At 67.4% G+C, this 24,226-nt stretch carries 23 protein-coding genes; 8 read left to right on the top strand and 15 right to left on the bottom strand.

Translation table 11 applies throughout. The annotated features are described in order from the left end of the window. Positions 1-2: 2 nt before the first annotated feature. From K3A84_RS07900 to K3A84_RS07865, 8 genes are all read right to left on the bottom strand, one after another. Complete coding sequence (locus tag K3A84_RS07900) at positions 3-836, bottom strand: XrtA system polysaccharide deacetylase (RefSeq protein WP_225008912.1); 834 nt, start codon at positions 834-836, stop codon at positions 3-5. Positions 837-894: 58 nt separating this feature from the next. Beyond that, complete coding sequence (locus tag K3A84_RS07895) at positions 895-2,139, bottom strand: XrtA/PEP-CTERM system-associated ATPase (RefSeq protein WP_225008772.1); 1,245 nt, start codon at positions 2,137-2,139, stop codon at positions 895-897. A 12-nt stretch (positions 2,140-2,151) separates the two neighbouring features. Beyond that, positions 2,152-3,837 (bottom strand): preprotein translocase subunit YajC, encoded by a 1,686-nt coding sequence (locus tag K3A84_RS07890; RefSeq protein WP_225008771.1) that lies wholly within the window; start codon positions 3,835-3,837, stop codon positions 2,152-2,154. 5 nt (positions 3,838-3,842) lie between these two features. Continuing rightward, positions 3,843-4,865: an AAA family ATPase gene (locus K3A84_RS07885; protein WP_263626215.1), complete on the bottom strand. Its 1,023-nt coding sequence runs from the start codon at positions 4,863-4,865 to the stop codon at positions 3,843-3,845. A 17-nt stretch (positions 4,866-4,882) separates the two neighbouring features. Continuing rightward, positions 4,883-6,400: an XrtA system polysaccharide chain length determinant gene (locus tag K3A84_RS07880; protein WP_225008769.1), complete on the bottom strand. Its 1,518-nt coding sequence runs from the start codon at positions 6,398-6,400 to the stop codon at positions 4,883-4,885. Positions 6,401-6,424: 24 nt separating this feature from the next. Further along, complete coding sequence (locus tag K3A84_RS07875) at positions 6,425-7,072, bottom strand: XrtA/PEP-CTERM system exopolysaccharide export protein (RefSeq protein ID WP_225008768.1); 648 nt, start codon at positions 7,070-7,072, stop codon at positions 6,425-6,427. Between the two features lie 208 nt (positions 7,073-7,280). Continuing rightward, positions 7,281-8,507 carry a pyridoxal-dependent decarboxylase, exosortase A system-associated gene (locus K3A84_RS07870; protein WP_225008767.1) on the bottom strand — a complete coding sequence of 409 codons (1,227 nt, stop codon included), beginning with the start codon at positions 8,505-8,507 and terminating at the stop codon, positions 7,281-7,283. Continuing rightward, positions 8,504-10,030: an acyl-CoA ligase (AMP-forming), exosortase A system-associated gene (locus K3A84_RS07865; protein ID WP_225008766.1), complete on the bottom strand. Its 1,527-nt coding sequence runs from the start codon at positions 10,028-10,030 to the stop codon at positions 8,504-8,506. The genes K3A84_RS07870 and K3A84_RS07865 overlap by 4 nt, the downstream gene beginning before the upstream one ends. Positions 10,031-10,130: 100 nt before the next feature. On the opposite strand from K3A84_RS07865, the gene K3A84_RS07860 reads away from it, so the two are divergent. The 4 genes from K3A84_RS07860 to K3A84_RS07845 all read left to right on the top strand — a co-directional run bounded on the left by K3A84_RS07860 (position 10,131) and on the right by K3A84_RS07845 (position 12,947). Further along, the gene (locus K3A84_RS07860) at positions 10,131-11,081 is read left to right on the top strand and encodes a GNAT family N-acetyltransferase (protein ID WP_225008765.1); all 951 of its coding nucleotides are present in this window, start codon (positions 10,131-10,133) and stop codon (positions 11,079-11,081) included. A gap of 38 nt (positions 11,082-11,119) precedes the next feature. After that, positions 11,120-11,389, top strand: a complete 270-nt coding sequence (locus tag K3A84_RS07855; RefSeq protein ID WP_225008764.1) for an acyl carrier protein — start codon at positions 11,120-11,122, stop codon at positions 11,387-11,389. Between the two features lie 200 nt (positions 11,390-11,589). Next, positions 11,590-12,162, top strand: a complete 573-nt coding sequence (locus K3A84_RS07850) for an alpha/beta hydrolase family protein (protein ID WP_225008763.1) — start codon at positions 11,590-11,592, stop codon at positions 12,160-12,162. Continuing rightward, positions 12,159-12,947 (top strand): hydrolase 1, exosortase A system-associated, encoded by a 789-nt coding sequence (locus K3A84_RS07845; protein ID WP_225008762.1) that lies wholly within the window; start codon positions 12,159-12,161, stop codon positions 12,945-12,947. The genes K3A84_RS07850 and K3A84_RS07845 overlap by 4 nt, the downstream gene beginning before the upstream one ends. A 71-nt stretch (positions 12,948-13,018) precedes the next feature. Here the strand turns inward: K3A84_RS07845 and trxB are convergent, their stop codons facing one another. Further along, positions 13,019-13,993, bottom strand: a complete 975-nt coding sequence (gene trxB / locus K3A84_RS07840; protein ID WP_225008761.1) for a thioredoxin-disulfide reductase — start codon at positions 13,991-13,993, stop codon at positions 13,019-13,021. A gap of 194 nt (positions 13,994-14,187) precedes the next feature. Here trxB and K3A84_RS07835 point away from each other — a divergent pair, with 194 nt between their 5' ends. Next, positions 14,188-14,925, top strand: coding sequence for a hypothetical protein (locus K3A84_RS07835; protein ID WP_225008760.1), 738 nt, complete (start codon positions 14,188-14,190; stop codon positions 14,923-14,925). 175 nt (positions 14,926-15,100) lie between these two features. On the opposite strand, the gene K3A84_RS07830 is transcribed toward K3A84_RS07835, so the two are convergent. Beyond that, entirely contained in the window at positions 15,101-15,883 is a 783-nt protein-coding gene (locus K3A84_RS07830; RefSeq protein WP_225008759.1) for a tyrosine-protein phosphatase, read from the bottom strand. A gap of 121 nt (positions 15,884-16,004) precedes the next feature. Here K3A84_RS07830 and K3A84_RS07825 point away from each other — a divergent pair, with 121 nt between their 5' ends. After that, positions 16,005-16,976 carry an alpha/beta hydrolase gene (locus K3A84_RS07825; protein WP_225008758.1) on the top strand — a complete coding sequence of 324 codons (972 nt, stop codon included), beginning with the start codon at positions 16,005-16,007 and terminating at the stop codon, positions 16,974-16,976. On the opposite strand, the gene K3A84_RS07820 is transcribed toward K3A84_RS07825, so the two are convergent. From K3A84_RS07820 to K3A84_RS07805, 4 genes are all read right to left on the bottom strand, one after another. Beyond that, on the bottom strand, positions 16,973-17,356 hold the full coding sequence (locus tag K3A84_RS07820) for a response regulator (RefSeq protein WP_225008757.1): 384 nt from the start codon (positions 17,354-17,356) through the stop codon (positions 16,973-16,975). The genes K3A84_RS07825 and K3A84_RS07820 overlap by 4 nt on opposite strands. Beyond that, positions 17,353-18,432, bottom strand: a complete 1,080-nt coding sequence (locus tag K3A84_RS07815; RefSeq protein WP_225008756.1) for a PAS domain-containing protein — start codon at positions 18,430-18,432, stop codon at positions 17,353-17,355. Before K3A84_RS07815 ends, K3A84_RS07820 begins: the two co-directional genes overlap by 4 nt. A gap of 134 nt (positions 18,433-18,566) precedes the next feature. Continuing rightward, a complete protein-coding gene (locus K3A84_RS07810) occupies positions 18,567-19,001 on the bottom strand; it encodes a hotdog fold thioesterase (protein ID WP_318248289.1) in 435 nt (144 codons plus the stop codon). Further along, positions 18,998-20,194: a M20 metallopeptidase family protein gene (locus tag K3A84_RS07805; protein WP_225008755.1), complete on the bottom strand. Its 1,197-nt coding sequence runs from the start codon at positions 20,192-20,194 to the stop codon at positions 18,998-19,000. The genes K3A84_RS07810 and K3A84_RS07805 overlap by 4 nt, the downstream gene beginning before the upstream one ends. Positions 20,195-20,371: 177 nt before the next feature. Between K3A84_RS07805 and K3A84_RS07800 the strand changes: the two genes are divergently transcribed. Both K3A84_RS07800 and K3A84_RS07795 read left to right on the top strand, forming a co-directional pair. Next, positions 20,372-21,619, top strand: coding sequence for an acetyl-CoA C-acetyltransferase (locus tag K3A84_RS07800; protein WP_225008754.1), 1,248 nt, complete (start codon positions 20,372-20,374; stop codon positions 21,617-21,619). A 131-nt stretch (positions 21,620-21,750) separates the two neighbouring features. Continuing rightward, the gene (locus K3A84_RS07795; RefSeq protein WP_225008753.1) at positions 21,751-22,731 is read left to right on the top strand and encodes a sensor histidine kinase; all 981 of its coding nucleotides are present in this window, start codon (positions 21,751-21,753) and stop codon (positions 22,729-22,731) included. 44 nt (positions 22,732-22,775) lie between these two features. On the opposite strand, the gene K3A84_RS07790 is transcribed toward K3A84_RS07795, so the two are convergent. Beyond that, positions 22,776-24,110 carry a M28 family peptidase gene (locus K3A84_RS07790; RefSeq protein WP_225008752.1) on the bottom strand — a complete coding sequence of 445 codons (1,335 nt, stop codon included), beginning with the start codon at positions 24,108-24,110 and terminating at the stop codon, positions 22,776-22,778. Between the last annotated feature and the right edge of the window lie 116 nt (positions 24,111-24,226).

The following is a 24,226-nucleotide window of genomic DNA, read 5'->3' as shown; positions in this document are numbered from 1 at the left end:
CCCTAGCCCAACCGCGCCGCTTCGCGCGCCACGACCTCGTCCATGCGTCCCCACGCGAAATCGCCCAGCAATCGGCGCAGCTTGCCCGCCATGACCGACAGATTGGTGTAGTGCCGCAGGCGCGAACGCAGCGGCGCGTCCTTCCGTCGCGGCTGGGCGGAATCGATCTCCCACGGGTGGAAGTAGAACGCCGCCGGGCGCCCCTCACGGTGGTTGACCTGCCGGATCGCCCAGCGCGACACGCCGTAGGGCAGCAGGCGGAAGAACCCGCCGCCGCCCGCCGCCATGCGCCGCCCGGCCAGTTCCGCCGTCGTCACCGGCACTTCCACCAGCCCGGCACCGGACACCGGGCGGAAGGCAAAGCGCGGCGCCTCGCGCCAGCCGTAGTGATCGTGCGCGATCGGGGCGACGCTGGAGGAATAGGCATAGCCGTGTTCGGCCAGCACTTCGTGCGCCCAGGGCGTGCGCGCGTCGATCGAGAAGCTGGGCGCGCGATAGCCGGTGACGGCGCAGCCGGTCGCATCCTCAAGCACGCCGCGCGTGCGCGCGATGTCGAGCGCGAAGGCTTCACGCCCCAGCGTGAACACGCGGGCATGGTCCCAGCCGTGGCTGGCGATCTCGTGCCCCTGTTGCGCTATCCGCCGCATCATCGCCGGATGGCGCTGCGCCACCCAGCCGAGCGTGAAGAAGGTGGCCTTGATGCCCGTATCGGCGAACAGGCCGAGGATCGCGTCGCAATTGCGTTCGACCCGGCGTTCCAGCCCGTCCCACTGCGCGCGGGCGATGGTCTTCTCGAACGCGCCGACCTGGAACCAGTCCTCGACATCGACCGACATGCCGTTGATCACGTGGGTCTCTCCGAACACGGGGACTGGAAACCGGGTCACGCGGGGATCAGGCAGCAGCGCGCTGCTGTCCTTCGCCTTCGATCCATTCGATCAGCATGGCCAGCACGTGCCGCAGCGCCTGCTCCTGTTCGCCGCTGCGCCCTTCGAGCGCCAGCAGGCGTTCGGCCAGCAACGTGATGCGCTCGGCCAGCGCCGCCATCAGCGCGCGATCCTCTTCGGCATCGTCCTCGGCTGGGGCCGCGGGCACGGCGGCGCGCTGGTCCGAGAGTTCGATGACGGCCTGCTGCAATTCGGCGATCTGCTCGTCGCGCCGGGCCAGTTCGCGCTCGAACGTGGCGAGGTCGATCGTCGGTTCGACAGGGGCCGCCACCGCCATCGGGCGGAACACGGGCGCGGGCCGGGGCGCCGCTTGCACGCCCGGTTGCGCGGGCGCGGGGTTCGGAATGGGCGCGGGCCGCGCCTGCGCGGTGCCGAAGCCGCCGTCGCTGTCGAGATCGGCCAGCACGTCCTGCAACATCGCGGCATCCAGGCGCGTGCGCTGCTCGACCGCGCCCATCAGCAGCAGGCGATTGACGATCTGGTTGATCCGGCGCGGAATCCCGCCGCTCGCGGTGGCGAGGTCGGCATAGACCTGCGGATCGAACGCCGGATTGCCGCGCCATCCGACGCAGGCGAGGCGGTGTTCGACGTAAGGCCCGATTTCCCCCGGCTCCATCGCATCGAGATGGTGCGAGGCGATCACGCGCTGGCGCAACTGCTCCAGTTCGGGCGCGCCTTGCAGGACCCCGCGAAACTCGGGCTGGCCCAGCATCAGGATCTGCAGCAGCGGATGCGCGCCCAGTTGGAAGTTCGATAGCATCCGCAGCTCTTCAAGCGCGGCGACCGACAGGTTCTGCGATTCATCGACCACCAGCAGGCAGCGCCGCCCGGCGCGCGCCTCTTCGTGGAGCAGGGCTTCGAGGCTGGCGAGCGCCGTCGCCTTGTCGTGGCCCGCCACCTCCAGCCCGAAGGCGCGCGCGGCCATGTGCACCAGTTCCCCGCCGTCGAGGCGGCTGGTGACGATCTGCGCCGCGGTCAGCCGCTGGCGGTCGATCGTGGCCATCAGGTGCGCGGCCAGCGTCGACTTGCCCGAGCCGACCTCACCGGTGATGACGATGAAGCCCTCTCCCTGCGCCAGGCCATAGCCGAGATAGGACAGCGCCTTGCGATGCGTCACGCTCTCGAAATAGAATTGCGGATCGGGGGTTAGCTGGAACGGCCTACCGGTCAGCTGGTAGAAGTCGTCGTACATCGCGCCGCTCCGTCAGAAATTGTAGCGCAGGCCCAACTGGCCCGTGAGGATAAGCTGATCCTCAACCACTTTATAGTTAACACTATCCAAACCCAGCGCCGCGGTCGCCACCAGTCGGTCGGTCAGGCGGCGAAAATAGGAGGCCGAAACGCCCATCGCGTTGGAATCGCCCAGTGGATTGATGCGATTGCGGAACCAAGCCTCGTAGACATTGATCCCGAAGTTCGAGCGCGCATCGATCGGCCCGCCGACGCCTGCGTTGACATAGACGTTCTCGGACACCGTGCCGTTGACCAGGCCCAGCACCGTATCGCGCCCGGCGATATAGCGCCGGTTGGCATAGCCAGCGCCCAGCGTGAAGCGCAGCCGGTGCAGCGTCAGCGCATAAGTCGCGTTGATCCCGCGCCCCCGGAACGCCGACGAGGCGAGCGAGCCGAACGGCCCGTTGAGGCAGGCCCCGCCGCTGCCGCCGAAGCCGCAGCCGGTGACGCCGCCGCCGAACGGGTCCTGCCCGCCGTCGAAATCGGTCGGCAGGCTTTGCAGCTGGCTGCCAAGACTCGACCCGAAGCCGGAGATTCCGTCATAGACAGAGACCTGCAGCGAATGGCGCGCATTGGGGTTGTAGGTGAACGACCCGTAGTAAGTCGTGCTGTCATAGCGCTTGCCGATGAAGGCCGACAGCGAGGTGCGACGGCTCGGCCGCCAGATCACGCCCATGTCCCACGTCAGGCCGTTGCTGTCATAGGCCAGCTGGCGCGGCTGCGAACGGTCGACCTTGTAGTGGCCGTTGCTGTCGATCACGGGGTTGCCGCTGGCATCGCGCAGCGCATCGCGTGACGAAACCTGCGCGTGTTCCCAGCCCACGTCGCCCACCACCGCAAGGCTCAGCGTCACCGGCACCGTCACCTGCGCGCCCGCCCGCAAGGACCGGATGCGCTGGTCGAGGTTCGAGATGTCTTCCTGCGTATAACCGCCGTTGACGGTCACGCCCACCGGCAGTCCCTCACCCGGACGCACGCCTGCCGACACTTGCGCGTTCTGCGTCACCGAATGGTCGAAGATGTCGATGCGCGGGCCGCCCGGCGTCAGTTGCAGGGCGTCCTTGTCGTTCACTTCGGTATAGCCCGCCATGTAGCTGGCGTTGAGCTTCACGTCGCCGACACGCGTGGTGAAGGTCGGCCCGCCATAGACGGCATAGACCTGGCTGACCGAATCGGTGAAGCGCCCGCCATCGACCAGGCCGTTGCCTGCGCTATCGACGCGCGTGCGCGATGCCATGCCGCCCACCTCGACGCGCAAGGTGCGGTCTATCAGGTCACGCTGCACCCGCGCCAGGCCGGAAATGCTGTCGCCGTCGCGAAAGCCGCCCTTCTCGACAAAGCGCCGTTCATAGCGCAGCGAAACCGACCCTTGCGTGCGACGCCCGGCAAACTGGGCGTCCACGCCCGCTGCCAGCGCGGTGTAGGTGACGGTATCGTCGCCGGGGCGCAGTTGCTTGATCAGGTTCTGCCGAACCTCGATATAGGGCTGGATCTTCGTCCGCACGAGCCGCACGCCGCCGCCGTGGCGCGCGGGCTTGTCCGCCTCGCCGCCGGTCGGCGCTTCGGGGTCGTCCTTGGCCTGCGCCAGCGCGGGCGTGAGCGGCAAGGCGGTCAACGCCACCGCGAGGCCAAGGCCGAGATGTCGCGCCAGTGCCATCCCCTTCAGTCCTTGTAGCCATAATAGGTGCCGAAGCGGCGACCCGTGGGCGAAAAGCGCGTGCCATTGAGCAGCAGCTTGATGTCCTCGCACCCGGCAAGAATGTTCACCGCATCGCGCAACGCGGCCTCGCCCGTGCGGTCGGCGCGCACCACCATCAGCGCCTGCCCCACGTGCATCGCCAGTTCCGATGCCGGCGAGGCGGCGAGCGCTGGCGGGCTGTCGAAGATGACGATCCGACTGGGCGCCTGCGCGGTCAGCCGGTCGAGCACGCGACGCGTTCGCGCCGAGGCCAGAAACTCGGTATCGTGCCCGCTCGGATTGCCTGCGGGCAGCACGAACAACCCCGGCACGTCGGTCGCCAGGATGCAGTCCTCGACCGCGATGGCGGGATCGACCAGCGCATCCATCAGCCCCGCCCCGCCCGGCAGGCCCAGCGTGGACAGCACGCTCGGCTTGGCGAAGTCGGCATCGACCAGCAGCACCTCGTTGTCCTTCTCCGCCGCAATCGACAGCGCGAGATTCACGGCGGTGAAGGTCTTGCCTTCGCCCGGATGCGCCGAGCAGATCAGGATGCGCTCGCCATGCGGCGCGCCCCGGCCCTTGCGCGATTCCGCCGCCGTCAGCAGCAGCTGCCGCTTGACGATGCGGAACTCCTCCAGCAACGACGTGACCGGGCCATCAGGCTCGATCAGGCACAGCTCGCGCAGCCGCCCGCGGTCGATCGCATGGATCGGACGACGGAACACCTGCTGCGCCGGAATGCCATCGATCGGCGGGTCGAACGGCGCCGGTTCCGCAACCGGCGGTGCAAAAGGCGCGAACGGCGCAGGCGCGGGTTCGGCCACGCGATCGGTCTCGACCGGCGCGTCCTCAACCGCAGGCTCCGCTGCTGGGTAGACCGGAGGCGCGACGACCGGAGGCGTCACCACCGGCGGCGCGGGCGGAACCGGAAACCCGTCCAGCCCGAAGCGCCCCGCGGCCCGCTCGATCAGCGAGCGCCGCTGCGCCGTTGCGCCTTTCGGCATATCGTCGCCTCCCTCGCTCACGCGACCATCCCGCGCTTCATGTATTCCAGCGCCAGCAGCACCATCAGCACAGCGAACAGCCCCACCGTCGCCCCGCCGAACCACTTGAGCTGCTTCCAGCCCTCGGCCCGCTGCTCGCGCGTGACGGTCAGCGAGATCGAGCCCAGCACCGGCAGCCCCGTGGCGCGCTCCAGCTGGCCCGTGGTCGAATAGCTCGACCGCAACTGCCCCATCGCAAAGGCCGCGCCGCAACCGGCTACAAGGCCCACCACCAGCACCAGCGTCAGCAACATCGGCCGGTCGGGGGCCGAAGGGCTGCGCGGGGTCGTCGGGGGATCGATCACCTCGAACTTCACCGCGTTGCGCTCGCTTTCCACCTGCCCGCGCAGGCGCAGCTGTTCGCGATCGCGCAGAAGCTTGTCGTATTGTTCCTTGAGCACGTCGTAGTCGCGGTTGATGCGCGATGCCTCTGCCGCGACCGCCGGTTCGCTGTACTGCTGCGTGGAAAGCTGCGCGAGATCCTGCTGGAGCGAAGCCTTGCGCGATTGCAGCGCCACGATGCTCGCCTGCCGGTCGGCCTTGATCGATTGCAACGAGACATAGGCCGGGTTGGGCGTGCCCACCGGACCGCCCTCGCCCGCCGCCTGCCGCGAAAGGCCCGCGATCTGCGCCTTCAGCGCCTGCACGTCGGGATGGCTGTCGGTGAGGCCCCGCGCGCGCATCCCGGCAAGTTCGGACTGCGCCTGCGACAGCGCACCCCGCGCCCCGCCGGCTGCGCCCGGCACCATCAGCGTGGGCGGCGTGCCCGAAAGCTGGCCGTTGACCGCCGCCAGCGCGCTCTGCGCCGCCAGCAAGTCCGAATCGACCCCGCGCAGTTCGCTGCGCGCGCCTTCCATCCGTGCCGTGATCCCGCCACTGCCCGGCATCAGCGCAGCGTTCTTGGCCTCGAAGGCCTGGCGGCGCTGCTCGGCGGCTTCGAGATCCTTCTGCCGGTCCTGCAACTGCTGGTCCATGAAGGCGATGGTATCGGTCATCTCGCCGCGCCCGCCGGCCAGGTTTTCCTCGCGGAAGATGTCGATCATCTTCTGCACCACGTCCTGCGCCAGCTTGGCGTTCTCGACGTCGGAATAGCCCCGGCTGCCCCACGTCGCCGAAATCTCGAACAGGTTGTCCTGCTGGCTGACGACCTTGACCGCCTTGCCCAAGCTGGCAACCGCGCCTTCCATTTCCTTGTCGCTGGTCACCTTGTCGCCCAGCCGCGTTGCCCGCACGACCTTTTCCAGATTGACCGCGCTGGTCAGCGTCTGGCGCACGCGCTCGATGTCGCGCTTGCGGTCGCCGCCGATGCCGATCTGGTCGGACAGCACATCGTCGATCTGCACGAAGATGCGCGCCTTCGACTGGTAGGAATTGGGCACCATCGCCACCGACAGCCAGCCGAGCAGGCACACCACCCACGCGATCCCCAGCGCCAGCCAGCGCCGGTTCCAGATCCCGTAGAGTGCGATGCGCACTTCCTCGTAGATGTTGGTCATGGCCCCCTTTGCCCCCGATCGCGTTTAGAAATTGCTTTCGGGGATGATGATGACGTCACCCGGCATCAGCATGACGTTGGCCTTGCTCTCGCCCTTCTTGAGCAGGTCGCCGATACGCAGGTTGTATTCCTTCTGCTTGCCGGTCTGCTTGTCGAAGCGCACCAGCCGCGCGCGGTTGCCCGCTGCGTATTCGGACAGGCCGCCCACCGCGATCATCGCATCGAGTAGCGTCATGTTGGCGCGATAGGGGATCGACGAAGGCTTTTCGGTCGCCCCCACGATGCGCACCTGCTGGCTGAAGGTGCCGGCGAACTTGTTGACGATGACCGAGACGATCGGCTCCTGGATGTACTGCGAAAGCTGCAGCTTGATATCCTCGGCCAGCATCGACGGGGTCTTGCCCACGGCCGGCATGTCGTTGATCAACGGCGTGGTGATGCGCCCGTCGGGCCGCACCTGCACGCTCGCGCCCAGTTCCGGGTTGCGCCAGACGAAGATCGTCAATTCGTCGAGCGGACCGATCACGTATTCCTCGCCCGGCCCTTCCTGCAACGCCACGAAGGCAGCAGGTGGCAGCTGCTGCGCAGGCCTCGCCTCGGCGCAACCTGACAGCGCCAAGCCGCCAAGCGCTGTGGCAGAGAACAGGAAACGCAGGCGCAAGACGGTAGACATGCAAGGTCCTTCGGAGCTTCGGCGCGAACGCAGCCCACCCCGTCCACGGCCGGACATGGGGCAAGGGATTGCGACCACGCTCCCCCGGGCAATACGGCCCACTGGTGAACAGAGCGTTAGCCTTGTTCGCAATCTGCGAAGTGGCAAGCGGATTCCCCCTCGGGTCCCGAATTGGGACGCCTTGGGTGCAATGCGTTAAACCGTTGCGCTAAATGAGAATTTCTGCCGCCGGACCTTGTCCCAGAAAATGAACCGGACTGGCGCTGGCGCCATAGGCGCCTGCGCAGAACACCGCGACCAGATCGCCTTCGCCGGCGCGCGGAAATCCGCCTTTGTCGGCCAGGCGATCGAGCGGGGTACACAGGCAACCGACCACGCTCGCCTCCTCCTCCACCGGCGCATCGAAGCGGCTGGCGATGGCGCTCGGATAGTTGCGGCGGACCACGGTGCCGAAATTGCCGCTGGCTGCCAGCTGGTGGTGCAGCCCGCCATCGGTGACGAGGAAGATTTCGCCGTGGCTCTCCTTGCGGTCAACGATCCGTGTCAGGTAAACGCCTGCTTCGCCAACAAGATAGCGCCCCAATTCAATGCAGAATCGAGTTTCGCGCAACACCTCGGGCAGATGCGCGAACCGCTCGCCCAGCGCCGCACCCACGGCAGCGACATCGACCGGCTTGTCGCCCGGAAAGTAGGGAATGCCGAAACCCCCGCCGAGATTGCATTTGGGCAGGGCGACGCCGGCCTCCTGCGCCAGCCGCGCCGCCAGTTCGAGCGTCTGCGCCTGCGTCTCGATGATCGCGGCGGCATCCAGCGCCTGCGATCCGGCAAAGATGTGGAAACCGCGCCATTGCGCCCCGGCATCGACCAGCCGCCGCGCCAGCGCGGGCACCTTGTCGGCGTCGATGCCGAACTGCTTGGCCCCGCCGCCCATCTTCATGCCCGATCCCTTGAGATCGAAATCGGGGTTCACGCGAATGGCAAGGCGCGGTGTCACGCCGAGGCGCTCCGCAATGGCAAGCGCCCGATCGGCTTCGCGTGCCGACTCAAGATTGAGCGTCACACCCTTGATAATCGCGAGCTCCAACTCGGCATCGCGCTTGCCTGGCCCGGCAAAGCTGACACGCGCGAGGTCGATCCCCGCCGCTTCGGCCAGCGCCAGTTCCCCGCCCGACGCCACGTCGAACCCGTCGACCAGCCCCGCCATGTGCGCCAGCAAAGGTCCGAACGGGTTGGCCTTGACCGCGTAGTGAATGTCCAGCCGCGTCGGCATCGCGGCGCGCAGTTCCGCAAGGCGCGCGTCGAGCCGCTCGCGCGCATAGACGAATAGCGGCGTGGTGCCTGCCTGCGCCACGATGTCGCTCGCCTTGCGCCCGGCAATGGCCAGTTCGCCGTCGATCGCGGCAAAGCCTGCGGGAATGGGGCCGAGCGGTTTCATACGCGAAGTTCCTGTGCAAGTTCGGCGGCCAGCGCAACGCGATCGAGCTTGCCGTTGGGGCTGACCGGCATCGCCTGCCGCCAGTGGACATGGCGCGGCACCATGAAGTTGGGTAGCGCGCGCGTCAGCGCCGCGATCAGCGCCGCCGTGTCCGCCTCTCCCGTCGCCCGCGCTACGAGGTGGATCGCCTGCCCCAGTTGCGGATCGGGCACGCCCAGCGCCACGGCTTCAGCCACCAGCCCGGTCGCCACGGCTGCTTCCTCGACTTCCTGCGGGCTGACGCGGTTGCCGCTGGTCTTGATCATCGCATCGCGCCGCCCGACGAAGTGCAGCAGGCCTTGCGCATCGCGGCGCACCCGGTCGCCCGACCACACGGCCATGCCGCCCAGCTTCGAAAACGGCGGCGCGGGCTTGAACCGCTCGGCGGTACGCTCGGCATCCTGCCAGTACCCTTGCGCCACCAGCGGTCCGGCGTGGACCAGTTCGCCCTCCTCGTCCGGCGCGGCCTCTCGGCCATCGTCGTTGACGACGATGATCTCGGCGAAGGGGATCGCCTTGCCGATCGAAGTCGGATGTTCATCCACCAGCGCCGGATCGAGATAGGTCGACCGGAACGCCTCGGTCAGGCCGTACATCGCATAGAGATCGGCCTGCGGGAACGTGGCACGCAAGGCCCGCACCAGCGATGGCGTCAATGCGCCACCGCTGTTGGTCAACCGCCGCAGCTTGCCCGCGACTTCAGACGGCCACGGAAGTTCGACCAGTTGCAGCCACAGCGGCGGCACGGCGGCGATGGTGGTGACGGCGTGCCGGTCGACCGCCTTCACCACGTCGCGCGGCATCAGGTAGTCGAGCGGGATTACCGTGCCGCCCGTAAACCACGCCGACAGCAGCTGGTTCTGCCCATAGTCGAAGGCGAAGGGCAGCACCGCCAGCACGCGGTCGTCTGGCGCCAATCGCAGGTAATGCGCCACGCTCACCGCGCCGAGCCAGAGGTTGGCATTCGACAGCATCACCCCCTTGGGCCGTCCGGTGCTGCCGCTGGTATAGAGGATCGCCGCGAGATCCTGATCCTCGCAATTTGATGGAGAAAGAGGATTCAAATCATTGATTTCGAAAATAACCTCGCCTTCATCGAAGATCACGGCGACAGCCCGGTCGTCCGGTTCCAGCGTATCGAGCCGCGCCTTGTTGGCAACCAGCAGCTTCGCGCCGCTGTCCGCAAGGATGTGGGCCACTTGCGCGCGCTTGAGCAACGGGTTGATCGGCACGTGGACCAGCCCGGCGCGCACTGCGGCGAGCGGCATCAGGCACGTCAGTTCGCCCTTGCTCGCCCAGGTTGCAATGCGTTCACCCTTCCCCGATACCTTGCGCTTGAGCCAGGCCGCGAGCTGGCCGACGCGGCGGTCGAGGTCGGAATAGGTCAGCGTGGCGTGCCGCAGCACCAGCGCGGGCGCATCGGCCAGCCCGCGCAGCGGCAGGTGATCGAGCGGACAGACGGTGGCGTCGAGGGGTGCGGACACGCGAAATCCCTTGGGTTTGAAGGCAGGCAGGCACTTGGGAATCCGGGTCTATCACGCTGATTTGGTGCAAGCGCAAGCCGATCCCGTGCTTGCACGCCTGTTGGCGCGCTCGGATGCCAGCGCGCCGTTCGACCGGCTCGACTGGTTCACGCTGCTGGCCGACGAATGCTTTCCGGCCGACCGCTGCTTCCTCGCCGTGGCGCGCGATGAAGACCGGATCGCCGTGCTGCCCTTGCGCCAGACCGCGTGGGGGCTGGAACAACTGGGCAACTGGTACAACTTCTTCGTGCGCCCGCTGGGATCGCTCGACGCGGATCTGCTCGGTGCGATCATCGCCAGCCTGACGCAGCCGGTGCGGCTGGCGCCAATGCCCGAAGCCGAAGCCATCGCGCTCGCCCGCGCGTTTCGCGGTCAGGGCTGGTGGGGCGCAATAGATGAAAACGATATCAATCACTTCATGGACATTCCTGAAAATGGATATGAGGATTGGTGGGCGTCCCGCCCCGGCGCCCTGCGCGAAACGGTGCGGCGCAAGGGGCGCGGCGGCGCGGTTGTGCTGACCATCGCCACGGCCTTTTCCGACGTCGACTGGGCAGACTATGAAACGGTTTACGCCCGCAGCTGGAAGCCCGGCGAAGGCAGCCCCGCATTCCTGCGCCGCTTCGCGCAGGCCGAAGGCGCGGCGGGCGCGCTGCGGCTGGGATTGGCGCGCGCCGATGGGGTGGCCGTGGCCGCGCAGTTCTGGACCATCGAAGGTAAAACCGCGTGGATTCATAAACTTGCCCATGACGAGCGGGCGAAAGCGCTATCGGCGGGAACCTTGCTCAGCCACGCTCTGTTCCGCCATGTCATGACCGTGGACGGCGTCGCGCGGATCGATTTCGGAACGGGTGACGACCGCTACAAACGCGACTGGATGACGGCCAGCCGCCCCCGCTATCGCCTTGAATATCATCGACCTTCTCATCACAGAAGCTGGCCACGCCTCGCCCGGATGGGGCTGGCCAGGATGGTGCGACGCCCTCTTGTGTCGCCCGCCCCCGCTGGCTAGAGGCGGAAAAAACACGATAAATCCAGGGAGCTTTGAGGGTGAACGCCTTGGCCAATGACGAAACCGACGAACGGCTGCGCGCGATCCTGCGTGACGTGCTGGGCCTTAGCGCCGAAACCGTGGCCGCATTTGATGGCGATACGCCCCTGTTCGGCGCGCTGCCCGAGCTTGATTCGATGGCGGTGGCGGGCCTGCTGACCGAGATCGAGGATCGCTTCGATATCGTCATCGATGACGACGATATCGACGGAGAAGTTCTTGAAACCTATGGAAATCTTCTGTCGTTCACGGTCGCAAGGGTGAGATGAGCAGAACGGCACCTAAACGTACCTGAACGACACCTAAAGACACCTAACGACACCTTCACCATATTGAGCTATGGCCTGACGATACCATCACGCGCCATGAGGCTCCCCTGCTCGCGACCTGGACCTGTCCCGGCCCCGAAGGCCCGACCGAGGAGCACGCGCTTGCCTTCGATCGCGGCCGCGCGCGACGGCTGCTGATCGTGCCTCCACTGTTCGAGGAGCAGAATCGAACCCGCCGCCTGCTGGCGCAGACGATGCGGCTGCTCGATGGGGCCGGCCTCGACAGTTTCCTGCCCGACCTGCCCGGCTGCAACGAAAGCACGCAGGACCTTGCTACGCAAAGCCTGCATTCCTGGCGCCTCGCCATGGCCGATGCCGAAGCGCAGTTTGGCGCTACCGAGGTGCTGGCAGTGCGCGGTGGGGCGCTGGTGTTTCCCGCCCATCTGCCCGGTTGGGTGCTGGAACCCCAGCGCGGCCTGTCGCAGCTGCGCCAGTTGCTGCGCGCGCGGGTGCTGGCCGCGCGCGAGGCAGGCGAACCGGCGCTGAGCGTCGAGGGATTGCTGGAGCAAGGGCGCGCATCGGGGCTGACGCTGGCGGGCTATCACCTCAACCCGGCGATGATCGCGGGGCTCGAGGGGGCGTTCCCGGCGAACGAGGGCCAGCGCATGATCCACCTGTCGGAACTGGGCGGCGGGGCTGCGCTGTGGTCGCGGGTGGAGCCGGGCGAGGACGCGACGCAGGCGGCAGCGCTGGCGCGGATCATCGCGCCATGATGCGGCGACACCTGAGCTTTACGTGCGAAGGCGCGCTGCTGGCGGGCACGCTCGACACATCAGCGGCGGCGGGGCCGACCGGCGTGCTGTTCGTTTCAGGCGGCAACGAGATCCGCAGCGGCGCGTTCGGCGGCATGGCGCAGCTTTCCGCCCGGCTGGCGCGCGAGGAAGGCGTGCCCTGCTTGCGCTTCGACCGGCGCGGCGTGGGCCAGAGCGAGGGCGACAACGAGGGCTTCCGGTCGAGCGCGGCCGACATCGCCGCCGCCATCGCCGCGTTCCGGCACGATGCGCCGCACCTGAAGCGCGTGATCGGCTTCGGAGTGTGCGACGCGGCCAGCGCGCTGGCGCTGCACGGGGCCGCGCTGGGGCTGGACGGGCTGGTGCTGGTCAATCCCTGGACCCGCGACGAGGCCGATGGACGGGCGCCCGCCGTACCGCCCAAGGCGCTGTGGCGTCGCTATGCCGCACGGCTGGCGAGCGGACGCGAATGGAAGCGGCTGCTGACCGGCGGGGTCGACCTGCGGGGCGTGGCGCGCGATGTGCAGGGCGCGGCGCTGACGCCCGGCCAGACGCGGCTGGCGCGCGAGATGCAGATGTCGCTCGGCAAGTTCGCGGGGCCGGTCACCATCCTGCTGGCCGAGGGCGACCGCACGGCGCAGCTGTTCGAGGCAGCGTGGAAGCGCAAGGATGCGCGCGTACGCCGCCATGCCAGCGCAGGCCACGCCTTCGATGGCGACGAGGCGCGCGACTGGCTCGTGGCGCGGCTGGTGGAGGCGGTCGGCTAGCTTTCTAAGATGCCGTGGGGGCGGTGCAACGCCGTGGGGTCCCCGCCTTCGCGGGGCCCCCCAGTGCAACCTTACGCTACCGCTTCGGCCTTCGCGGCGGCGAAGTCGAGGTCGGCGAGGAAGCGTTCGGCGTCCAGCGCGGCCATGCAGCCCGTACCGGCTGCCGTAACGGCCTGACGATAGGTGTGATCCATCACGTCGCCGCAGGCAAAGACGCCGGGGATGGCGGTCTTGGGCGTGCCGGGCTGGACCACGATGTAGCCGGATTCGTCGAGTTCCAGCTTGCCTTTGAACAGGTCGGTCGCAGGCGCGTGGCCGATCGCGACGAAAGCGCCATCGGTCGGCACCTGCGACTTTGCGCCGGTCACGGTATCGACCAGGTCGACCGTGCCGAGCGCGCGGCCATCGGCGCTGGCCGAGAAGCCTTCGACCGCCTGGTTCCACAGCACCTTGATGCTGGGATGCGCGAACAGGCGTTCCTGCAGGATCTTTTCGGCGCGCAAGCTGTCGCGGCGGTGGATCAGGGTGACGTCGTTCGAATGGTTGGTGAGGTAGAGCGCCTCTTCGACCGCGGTATTGCCGCCACCAATGACCACGACCTTCTTGCCGCGATAGAAGAAACCGTCACAGGTGGCGCAGGCCGAAACGCCCTTGCCCGACAGCTCCTGCTCGCCCGGCACGCCAAGCCACTTGGCCTGCGCGCCGGTGGCGATGACGAGGACGTCGCCTTCGTAGATATCGCCGCTGTCGCCCGTGGCGCGGAAAGGCGAGCCATCGAGCGTGACGTCGAGGATGGTGTCCCACATCATGCGCGTGCCGACGTGTTCGGCCTGGGCCTGCATTTCCTGCATCAGCCAGGGGCCCTGGATCACGTCGCGAAAGCCGGGGTAGTTCTCGACATCGGTGGTGATGGTCAGCTGGCCGCCGGGCTGAAGCCCCTGCACGACGATCGGCTGCATCCCGGCGCGCGCGCCATAGATCGCGGCGGAAAGCCCGGCCGGGCCGGAGCCGATGATGAGCATGCGGGTCTTGTGGGTCGTCGCCATGAGGTCCTCCAGTCGCGGGTCGAGATAGAATCCCTGCCCGGTGATTACGAGTCCGCAGGCGCAGTTTTTCCCTTGTTTGATCCAAAGCAATGTTTGTGTCTGAACGTTTCTGTATTGCTAATGCAAGTTGCTCGCATTAGCTGGCGCACATCAGGCAGGCCGGGCCTGGCGGGAATCGACCAAGGGGGAATCGAATGCGGAACGTTATGATCGCGGCGCTGGCCGCCTGCGCCGTAGGCACGCTGACGCCGGGCGTGGCACAGGCAGCACCGGGGCTTGGCGACGAAGTGTACGACGCCACCACGACCAAGGGCGAACTGGAACTGGAAGCGCGACTGGGCGAACTGGCCGGTGGCCCGGACGGCGGCGAGAACGCGGCCAAGCTGGAAGTGACCTATTCGCCGACCGACCGCCTGCGGGTGGCGACGCTGCTCGAACTGGAGCGCGACAAGGGCGGCCCACGCAAGGCCGAAGCCGCCGCAGTCGAGGCGATCTATACCGTCGGGCGCTTCGCGGGGATCGATGTGGCCGTCTATGGCGAATACGAGGTAGGCCTGCAGCGCGACACATCCGACGCGGTGGAAGGCAAGCTGATCCTGCAGCGCAAGGCCGGGCCGATCGACGCGCGGCTGAACCTGATCTTCGAAAAGCATCTGGCGGCAGGCGAGAAGGTCGAAGTCGGCTATGCCGCCTCGGCGGACTACGCGGTGCTGGGTGATGAACTGCGGTTGGGCGTGGAAGCCTATGGCGAACTTGGCACCTTCCACCATTTCGCACCGCGCGCCGAACATTTCGTCGGGCCGATCGTCAAGACCGAGATCGAAGGCCTGGGCCCGGACATCGAGATCGAAGCCGGCTACCTGTTCGCCATCGACAAGGCGCGCGCGGACACCAAGGGGCAGGTCAAGCTGCAGCTCGAAGTCGAGTTCTGAGGGGCGCTGGCAATTCGCCTGGCCCTTGATCCGTCACCCCGGGCTTGTCCCGGGAGCCGCTTTCCTCTCGACGGCACAGGCCGCGGGACCCCGGATCAAGTCCAGGGTGACGGATTTATGGGAGGCACGTAAGCTTGGCAGTCCTCTCTCTCACGTGGGAGAGGGCTTCGTTTCGTTACATGACAAGGTTGGCTTCCATGGCGCTGACCGTTTCGGGACCGGCGTGGAGCAACTGTTCGGCATAGGCTTCGACCGAGCCGTATTCCTTGCGGATCGAGGCGAAGGCGGTTTCGAGGAATTCGGGGCGCACGCCCATGAGGACGCGGACGGCGCCGTCTTCCATCTTCGCGCCGAAGCCCGAGCGGACGGCGGTAGCCCCGGCGGCGATGCGCGCCTCGGCATTGCCCGCCGTGTTGGTCAAAAGGTAATCGGCCATCACATCGTCGTGGTGCACGCCGAGCAGGGTGTGGACCAGCGCGGCGGCAACGCCGGTGCGGTCCTTGCCCGCCAGGCAGTGCAGCAGCGTGGGATGGTCCTTGTCGGCCAGCGCGCGCAGATAGAGGCGGTAGGTTCCGGCCAGCACCGGGCGGAACGGCAGGCGCTCGTAGAGCGCGGTCATGGCCTTGATCGCGTCGGCCTCGCTGACCACGCCGCCTGCCATTTCCTCGTGCACGGCAACGCCCTTGAGGCTGGCGGTCTCGCCCGGTTCGTACAGCACCTTGCCGTCGAAATCGGGGTGGCGCAGGCAGGGGTAGATCGCGCGCTCGCTGTCGCCGCGCAAGTCGATAACCGTGCCGATGGCAAGATCGTGGACCGCGTGCAGGTCGGCTTCGGTAGCGCCCGCATGCTGGCCCGAGCGCCACAGCACGCCCCGCTTGAGCACGCCGTTGCGGCCCTGATAGCCACCGTAATCGCGGAAATTGTGGATTCCTTCGAGGGGGAGCACCCTGTCCTGCATCTTCGCCGATTCCCCGTGCCGGTTTCTGTTCGCAACTGATTGTTCGCCATTGGCTCGACAAGGCGGGCCCACGCAAGCACAAAGCGATCAACCATGACCAGAAAGAGAATGGAGAGGACTTGTGACGGAACCGGGTAGAACCCTGCATCTTGTCGATCCCGAAACCCTGCCGCTGTTCGATGTGCTGGGCCGGGGCGCCCCGTTCACGCGCGAAACGCTGCCCGCGATCCGCGAGGCGAGCGCGGCGCAATATGCCGCGATCGGACAGCCGGTGATCGAGCCGGTGATCGAACGCGTCGCCAGTTCGGGCGGAAAGATCGACGTGTTGTGGTACGATCCCGCGCCCGGCGCGAAAGATCGCCCCGCCCTGCTCCACATCCACGGCGGCGGCATGATCCTCGGCTCTGCGCGCGCGATGATGGCCGGGCCGGCGGGCATGGCAGCGGCGCTGGGCATTCCGGTCGCCTCGGTCGACTATCGGCTTGCGCCCGAAACGCCGTTTCCGGGGCCGCAGGAAGATTGCCTCGCGGGCCTTCGCTGGCTGGCGGACAACGCCGACCGGCTGGGCGTGGATGCCACGCGCATCGGCGTGATCGGCGAAAGCGCGGGCGGTGGCCTTGCGGCGGCGACCGCGCAGATGGCGCGCGATACCGGCGGGCCAGCGCTGGCGGCGCAGATCCTCGTCTATCCGATGATCGACCACCGCACCGGGGGCGACGCCTGCCCTTATGGCAACCGCACCACGGGCGAATTCATCTGGACGCGCGCCTACAACCAGTTCGGCTGGGAAGCGCTGCGCGGGGATTATGCCGTGGACGATGCGCGCAAGGGCTGGTTCTCCCCCAGCCTCGCCGACGATCTGGCCGGCCTGCCGCCGACCTGGATCGGCACGGGCAGCCTCGACCTGTTCTTCGACGAAAACCTCGACTACGCGCGGCGGCTGGTCGATGCGGGCGTACCGGTGGAACTGCACAGCTACCCCGGCGGCATCCATGCGTTCAACATCGTGGCCGACGCTGGCATCGCCAAGGCGTTCTCGCGCGATATGCTGGGTGCCATCGCGCGGATGCTGAAGATATCTGAGCGGCCCTAACCGTAGCGCTGCTGCTCGCCCTGCTGGGCGTTTTCGAGCGCACGCGATACGACAACGGCGGCGGGCGTGGGCTTTGGCACGAGCACCCCGCCCAGCCGCCGCACAGCCTCGTCCATGCGATCGAGATCGCCGGTATGGAGGACATAGGGCACGCCCATCGCGGCGAGCGCACGGGCGACCGGCTCGCAGGTCTGGCCCTGCCCCAGCGACACGTCGAGAATGGCGGCGCAGATCGCCTGTTCGGCGAGGATCTGCAACGCCTCTTCGGCTTCGAGCGCCGTCAGCGGCACGCAGCCTGCGTCCTCTACGGCGAATTCGAGATCGAGCAGGATCAGCGGCTCGTCATCGAGGACCAGCACCCGGCGCGGCATCTCGTTCATCCGACCTCCTCGCGCAAGGGCAGGCGCAATGTCGCGTGGAGGCCCTGTGGATGCCATTCGCGCTCGATGGCGCCCCGCGCCATGCCGAGCATGCGATCGACAATGCTGCCCGCCGTGGGGCTGAGGCCGACGCCGGCGACATCGACGTGCGGTCCGCCTTCCTCCACCCAGTCGATCACGATCGTCGGCTGGTTGGCCGCGCCATTGCGGTTCCAGCGCACGGTGACGTGCCCATCCGGCTCGCTCAACGCACCATGCTTGAGCGCGTTGGCAGCGAGTTCGTGGAGCGAGAGGCCCAGCACCGACACCGCCGAAAAATCGCTGCGCAGCCCGTTGCCTTCGAAGCGGATGCGGCGACCTTCGGGATCGTAGGGGCCGAGCACCGAACGGATCGCCTGCCCAACCTCGATCGAGCCCGAGGAGGCTTCGTCGAGCGTGGTTTCATAAGCGCGGCCCAAGGCCTGGATACGGTCGTTGATCTCGCGGGCTTCCGTCTCGATGCCGCGCGCGCGGCCGGTGAAATTGACGATGCCGCCGATCACGGCGAACATGTTCTTCATGCGATGCGACAGTTCGCGCGCCAGCTCGCGCGCGTGGCGTTCATCGGCGCGGGCGGCGCGCACGTCGGAAACGTCCCACTGGCTGCCGAAAAAATATAGCAGGCGACCATCAGCATCGTAGATCGGGCCGAGGTGGAGCGCGTTCCAGAACGCGGTGCCGTCCTTGCGGTAGTTGAGGATCTCGACCACCACCACGTCTTCCTGCGCGATCGCGGCGCGAATGCGCTTGAGTGCTTCTGGGTCGGTGCCCGGCCCTTGCAGGAAACGGCAATTGCGACCGACGATCTCGGCCTCGTCGTAGCCGGTCAGATCACGAAAGGCGCGGTTGGCGAAAACGATCGGCTGGTCCGCAGCGTGTGGATCGCACAGGCAGATCGCCATGCGGGTCTGCGCCATGGCCTGTTCGAACAGGACGCCCGATGCTCCGGCGAAGGACAACGCCGGACGGCTGGCGCGGAATCGGTCGGGGCTGTCGTCATACGCCCGATGCGCCTGATCTTCCCGATGGTTCGACAAATGAAAGTTCCCGGTCTCGTCTCTGCTTGCGCGCTGCAATCCCCTTGCGCGTCAATGCGTTGAACCTGACCGGGGTTCCCTGCCGTCCATCAAAATTCCGTCATACGGTGCAAAATGCCCTTTCGGGCAGGTGGCTATTTGCGCTCGACCGGGATCACCGCGACCGTCAGGCGCGAGATGCAGACAAGGCGGTCGGCCTCGTCGCGGATGCGGATCGACCAGACTTGCGTGGTGCGGCCGATCGCTTCGGGCGTGGCGCTGGCATAGACCCAGCCATCGCGCACCGGGCGGATATGGTTGGCGTTGATCTCCATGCCGACGCAGGCGAACTGCGCCGGATCGACGCAGAACGCCGCCGCCATCGAGCCTGCGGTTTCGGCAAGAACCACCGACGCACCGCCATGCAGCCGACCAAACGGCTGGTGGACCTTTTCCGTCACCGGCATGCGCAGCGTGAGCGAATTGTCGTCGATCGCCACGAACTCGATGCCCAGAAAGCCGGGCATGGCGACCTTGAAGCTGTTGCGCAGGTAGTTCTCGTCGGGCGCCTTGTCACCGAACCAGATCATGCAAAACCTTCCTTGAGGAAACGGGTGGCGCATCCGGCGAGCAGGGCAGTGCCGAGCGGCAGCACGCTTTCATCGACCATCATGCGCGTGGAATGGATGCCGCAGCACTGCCGCCAGTCGTCGCCTTCGTGGGATACGCCGAGGAAGAACATCGCCCCCGGCGCCTTTTCCAGCACGTAGGAGAAGTCTTCCGCCCCCATGATCGGATGCGACAGGCGATGGAATTTGCCGGGGCCGGCCAGGGCCTCGACCACCGCCTCGCCCAGCGCCACCGCGCGTTCGTCGCAGACCGTGACCGGGAAGCCCTGCTCGATGCGGACGGCGGCGGTCATGTCGTGCGCGGCGGCGATCAGCGTCGCCAGCCGCTCGATCTCATGGTGCAGGCGCGTGCGGTTTCCGGGCGAAAGCGTGCGCATCGTGCCTTTCAGGCTGGCGCGATCGGCGATGACGTTGTGCGCGGTCCCTGCCTCGATCCGCGCGACGGTGACGACCACCGGATCGGACACCGGAAACTTGCGCGTGACCATGGCCTGCAACGCGGTGACGATCTCGCAAGCGACAGGCACGGGATCGCGCGTCTGGTGCGGCATCGAGGCGTGGCCGCCACGCCCTTCGACCACGATGTCGAACTGGTCCGCGGACGCCATCAGCGCGCCTGCGCGCCCCGCGACCAGGCCGTGCGGACTATCGGGCATGATGTGCAGCGCGAAGGCGGCATCGGGCAGCGGATCGATCAGCCCATCGTCGAGCATGAAGCGCGCGCCGTGGTAGCCTTCCTCGCCGGGCTGGAACATGAACTGGATTGTGCCCGAAAGCTGGTCGCGCATCCCGCACAGCAGCTCCGCCGCGCCTGCCAGCATCGCGGTGTGGGTATCGTGGCCGCAGGCGTGCATCGCGCCGGGGATGGTCGAAGCGAACGGCAGGCCGGTTTCCTCGGGCATCGGCAGCGCGTCCATGTCACCGCGCAGCAGGACCGTGCGGCCTTCGCCTGCCGCGCCTTTCAGCGTGGCAACGAGGCCAGTGGTGGACGGCCCTTCGCGCCAGTCGAGCGGCAAGTGGGCAAGCGCGGCGCGCACTTTATCGCGCGTCTTGGGCGTGTGCAGCCCGAGTTCCGGTTCGGCGTGGATCGCGCGGCGCAGGGCCACGATGCGGTCGGACAGGGCGCGGGCGCCTTCGAGCAGGTCGGCTGACATCGCTGCGGATTCCTTGATCTGGAAGCACTTCCATAAGGTCGGGCCCACCTCCCTGTCGAGAGCGCGCGCTTTACCCTTGCGTAAAGCACACCCACCCTTTAATCGTTCGCTTAAACAAGACCGGGACTCATTGCCGGCCCCATCGGGGGGTCTCGCCGGACTGTTGAGGAGAGAACCATGGCCGAAGCCTATATCATCGACGCCGTGCGCACCCCGCGCGGCATCGGCAAGCCGGGCAAGGGCGCGCTGTCGCACCTGCACCCCCAGCATCTCGCCGCGACCTGCCTCAAGGCGATCAAGGACCGCAACAACCTCGACACCTCGACCGTCGACGACATCATCTGGTCGACGTCGTCGCAGGTCGGCAAGCAGGGCGGTGACCTTGGCCGCATGTCGGCGCTGGCTGCGGGCTATGACATCACCGCATCGGGCACCACGCTCGATCGCTTCTGCGGCGGCGGCATCACCTCGGTGAACCTTGCCGCGGCAGCAGTCATGTCGGGCATGGAAGACTGCGTGATCGCGGGCGGCACCGAGATGATGAGCTTCACCGCCAGCCACGGCGCGGAACAGGCCAACGCCGGGATCAAGCCGCTGGGCATGGGTTCGGGCAACGCCGCGCTCGACGCGATCCACCCGCAGTCGCACCAAGGCGTGTGCGGCGACGCCATCGCCGCGCTGGAAGGCATCACCCGCGAGGAACTCGACGCGCTGGCGCTGGTCAGCCAGGAACGCGCCGACCGCGCGATCCGCGAAGGCCGCTTCGACAAGTCGCTGGTCACCGTCTACAACGAAGACGGCTCGGTCGCGCTCGACCATGAAGAGTTCCCGCGTCCCGAAACCACCGCCGAGGGCCTCGCCTCGCTGAAGGCCAGCTTCGACGCCATCGCCGACTTCGACATTGGCGGCACCACCTTCCGCAAGCAGATCCTGCGCCGCTACCCCGACCTGGAATTCAAGGGCGTGCACCATGCCGGCAACAGCTCGGGCGTGGTCGATGGCGCGGCTGCACTGCTGATCACCTCGCCCGCCTATGCCGAAAAGCATGGCCTGAAGCCGCGCGGCCGCGTCGTGGCCTATGCCAACCAGGGCGATGATCCCACGCTGATGCTCAACGCCCCGGTCCCTGCGGCGAAGAAGGTGCTGGAGAAGGCTGGCCTCAAGGTCGAGGACATCGACCACTGGGAAATCAACGAAGCCTTCGCCGTGGTGGCGGAAAAGTTCATCCGCGACCTTCACCTCGACCGCACCAAGGTCAACCCGAACGGCGGCGCGATGGCGCTGGGCCACCCGATCGGCGCGACCGGCTCGATGCTGATCGGCACCACGCTCGACGAACTGGAGCGCACGGGTGGCCGCTACGGCCTGATCACGATGTGCGCCGCGGGCGGCATGGCCCCTGCGATCATCATCGAACGCATCTGATCGTGCAATAAAGACAAGGCCCGGACGGCAGGCGCATCGCGCGTCGGCCGATCCGGGCCTTGTTGCAGTTGCAAAGGAAACGATTAGCGGGCAGTCTCAAGGCATATATGCCTTACCTGCCGCGAAAACTATTGCAGCCGATACGCGGCCGACTTGCCGGATACGCGGCGGGCGTCGGCCTGTTTCTGGTCAGTTTTTCGGTGCGGCTCGCGGCGGATAACTGGTTGCCGCCGGGTTTCCCGTTCCTCACCTTCTTTCCGGGCGTCATCCTTGCGACGCTTCTTGCCGGACGCGGCCCGGGCATTGTCTGCGCGCTGTTGAGCGGCCTTGCCGCGCTCTACTACTTCGTGCCCCCCTTCCACAGCTTCGACCTGAGCGGCGGACGCGTGACCGCCATGCTGTTCTACCTGTTCGTGGTGGCGATCGACATCGTGCTGATCGACGGGCTGGTTCATCGCCAGCGCCAACTCGAAGCGAGCGAGGCGCGACTGACGCAACTGACGCAGATGCAGACGCTGCTGTTCAAGGAGCTGCAGCACCGCGTCGCCAACAACCTTGCCACCGTTGCTTCGATGTTGCGCCTGCAACGCCGCCAGATCGCCGCGAACCCACCAAGCGCGCTCGACGCCATCGACCGCGCCAACGAACGCATCGAACTGATGGGCGAAGTCCATCGCCAGCTCTACGACCCGAACGCGCTCGACCTGCCGCTGGCGCAGCAGATCCGCCGCGCGGTGGACCACGCGCGCGGCGTGTGGACGGCGGGCGACGTTCAGGTCCAGGTCGACGTGGCCGACGCGCGGCTCGAAATCGGGCGACTGATGACGCTGGTGCTCCTGATCAGCGAACTCCTCGGCAACAGCTTCAAGCACGCCTTCGACGGCCACCCCGCCCCCGCCGTGCGCGTGGTGATCGAACGCATCGGCGACAACCGGCTGCGCCTGACCGTCGCAGACAACGGACGCGGCCTGCCCGCCCCCGCTGAACAGGCCCCGGTGCGCCGGGGCCTTGGCACCGCAATCATCCAGGGCTTCGTGGCGCAACTGGGCGGTACGATGCGCGTGGAAAACGTGGGCGGGGTGACGAGCCTGGTCGAGTTTGCGGAAGGGTAGCGGGCTGCCGCCGCCCATCACCCACCGGTCCGCGGATTGAGCTCCTACTCTGTCGACGCGATGGAGTCTGCGTTGGCGACGATGGCCAGCACTTGCGTCCACGCCACGACGTTCTGTTCGAGCGCGGCGGGGTCGACCTTGTCGAGCGTGTCGTCGGGCGTGTGGTGCAGGTCGAAGTAGTGCGTGCCGTCCTGGCCGAGATCGACCACCGCCAGCTTCTGCTTTGCGATCACCGGCTCGACATCGGTGCCGCCGTTCGCGCTGCCCCGGCCCGCGACCACGCCCATCACCCCGAGCGCGGCGACAATGCGGTCGGCCAGCGCCTTGTCGGCGGGCGCGAATTTCGTCTGCACGCGCCACACACGGTCGGCACCGAAATCGCTTTCCATGGCGAGCGCGTGGGGCTCGGCATGCGCCTTGGCATAGGCCTCGCCGCCGAAGCCGCCGATTTCCTCCGAACCTGCCCACAACACGCGGATGGTGCGCAAGGTCTGCCCCTGTACTTGCGTGCGCAGCGCCGCGGCAGTGACGATGGCGCAGCCCGAGGCATCGTCGATGGCGCCGGTGCCCAGGTCCCAGCTATCGAGATGGCAGCCCACCAGCACCGGGGGCAGCGCAGGATCGCGGCCCGGCAGATCGGCCACGACATTGCCCGAAGGCAGGCCGTCCACGGTCTTGCCGGTCAGCGTCAGCGCAAGGCGCAGCGGCTTGCCCATGCCCGCCAGCCGCGCGATCAGGTCGGCATCGGGGTTGGATACCGCACCTGCGGGGATCGGCTTCACGCCTTCGGGCCAGCTGGTGACGCCGGTGTGCGGGTTGCGGTGGCTGTCGGTGCCGACCGAGCGGATCACCACGGCTAGCGCGCCCTTGCGCGCGGCAACGCCCGGTCCCTCGCGCCGGACCTGGCCATAGGGGCCATAGCCCGAGCCATCCTGCGCGGCGCGCATGGCGTGGTCGATGAAGGCGATCCGGCCGGTGAGCGAACCATCGGGCGCGGCCTTCAGCGCGGCGAGCGTGGGGAAATAGACGACCTCGCCCTCGATGCCCTTGTCGGGGGTTGCGCCGCTATAGCCGAGCGCGGTCACTGCCAGCGCCTGCGGCACGGGCGCGATGATCCGCGCCTTGTCGATTCCGCGCACGTAGCCACGGATCGGGAACGGCTCGATCCTGACGTTCCGGAAGCCCAGCGCCTTGAGCTTTTCCGCGCCCCAGTCGCGCGCGCGCGACTCAGCCTCGCTGCCGGCGAGGCGCTGGCCAACCTCGGTAGTAAGGCCCGCGACGATGTCCCACGCGACGGAATCGGCTGCCTTGGCGGGGACGGAAAGCGCACACGGCGCGGCGGCAAGCACGGCGATGGCCGGACGGACAAGGTTTCGCATGAAACCGGGGTATAAGTAGAACCCGTCGTTTTGCAAATTCCTCCTCCGTGGCCGAGCCTGCGTTTGCCAGACCGCGCGCAAACCGTCACACTGCCCGGGCAAACGGGGAGAGTGCC

This window comes from Novosphingobium percolationis, from assembly GCF_020179425.1.
Taxonomy (GTDB): Bacteria; Pseudomonadota; Alphaproteobacteria; order Sphingomonadales; family Sphingomonadaceae; genus Novosphingobium; species Novosphingobium percolationis.
This window is presented reverse-complemented; position numbering and strand designations above follow the sequence as displayed.

Excerpts from the sequence above, each read along its gene's own strand:
- K3A84_RS07900 (WP_225008912.1), bottom strand. The coding sequence starts at position 836 with ATGTCGGTCGATGTCGAGGACTGGTTCCAGGTCGGCGCGTTCGAGAAG.
- K3A84_RS07895 (WP_225008772.1), bottom strand. The coding sequence starts at position 2,139 with ATGTACGACGACTTCTACCAGCTGACCGGTAGGCCGTTCCAGCTAACC.
- K3A84_RS07890 (WP_225008771.1), bottom strand. The coding sequence starts at position 3,837 with ATGGCACTGGCGCGACATCTCGGCCTTGGCCTCGCGGTGGCGTTGACC.
- K3A84_RS07885 (WP_263626215.1), bottom strand. The coding sequence starts at position 4,865 with ATGCCGAAAGGCGCAACGGCGCAGCGGCGCTCGCTGATCGAGCGGGCC.
- K3A84_RS07880 (WP_225008769.1), bottom strand. The coding sequence starts at position 6,400 with ATGACCAACATCTACGAGGAAGTGCGCATCGCACTCTACGGGATCTGG.
- K3A84_RS07875 (WP_225008768.1), bottom strand. The coding sequence starts at position 7,072 with ATGTCTACCGTCTTGCGCCTGCGTTTCCTGTTCTCTGCCACAGCGCTT.
- K3A84_RS07870 (WP_225008767.1), bottom strand. The coding sequence starts at position 8,507 with ATGAAACCGCTCGGCCCCATTCCCGCAGGCTTTGCCGCGATCGACGGC.
- K3A84_RS07845 (WP_225008762.1), top strand. The coding sequence starts at position 12,159 with ATGATGCGGCGACACCTGAGCTTTACGTGCGAAGGCGCGCTGCTGGCG.
- trxB (WP_225008761.1), bottom strand. The coding sequence starts at position 13,993 with ATGGCGACGACCCACAAGACCCGCATGCTCATCATCGGCTCCGGCCCG.
- K3A84_RS07835 (WP_225008760.1), top strand. The coding sequence starts at position 14,188 with ATGCGGAACGTTATGATCGCGGCGCTGGCCGCCTGCGCCGTAGGCACG.
- K3A84_RS07830 (WP_225008759.1), bottom strand. The coding sequence starts at position 15,883 with ATGCAGGACAGGGTGCTCCCCCTCGAAGGAATCCACAATTTCCGCGAT.
- K3A84_RS07820 (WP_225008757.1), bottom strand. The coding sequence starts at position 17,356 with ATGAACGAGATGCCGCGCCGGGTGCTGGTCCTCGATGACGAGCCGCTG.
- K3A84_RS07810 (WP_318248289.1), bottom strand. The coding sequence starts at position 19,001 with ATGATCTGGTTCGGTGACAAGGCGCCCGACGAGAACTACCTGCGCAAC.
- K3A84_RS07805 (WP_225008755.1), bottom strand. The coding sequence starts at position 20,194 with ATGTCAGCCGACCTGCTCGAAGGCGCCCGCGCCCTGTCCGACCGCATC.
- K3A84_RS07800 (WP_225008754.1), top strand. The coding sequence starts at position 20,372 with ATGGCCGAAGCCTATATCATCGACGCCGTGCGCACCCCGCGCGGCATC.
- K3A84_RS07790 (WP_225008752.1), bottom strand. The coding sequence starts at position 24,110 with ATGCGAAACCTTGTCCGTCCGGCCATCGCCGTGCTTGCCGCCGCGCCG.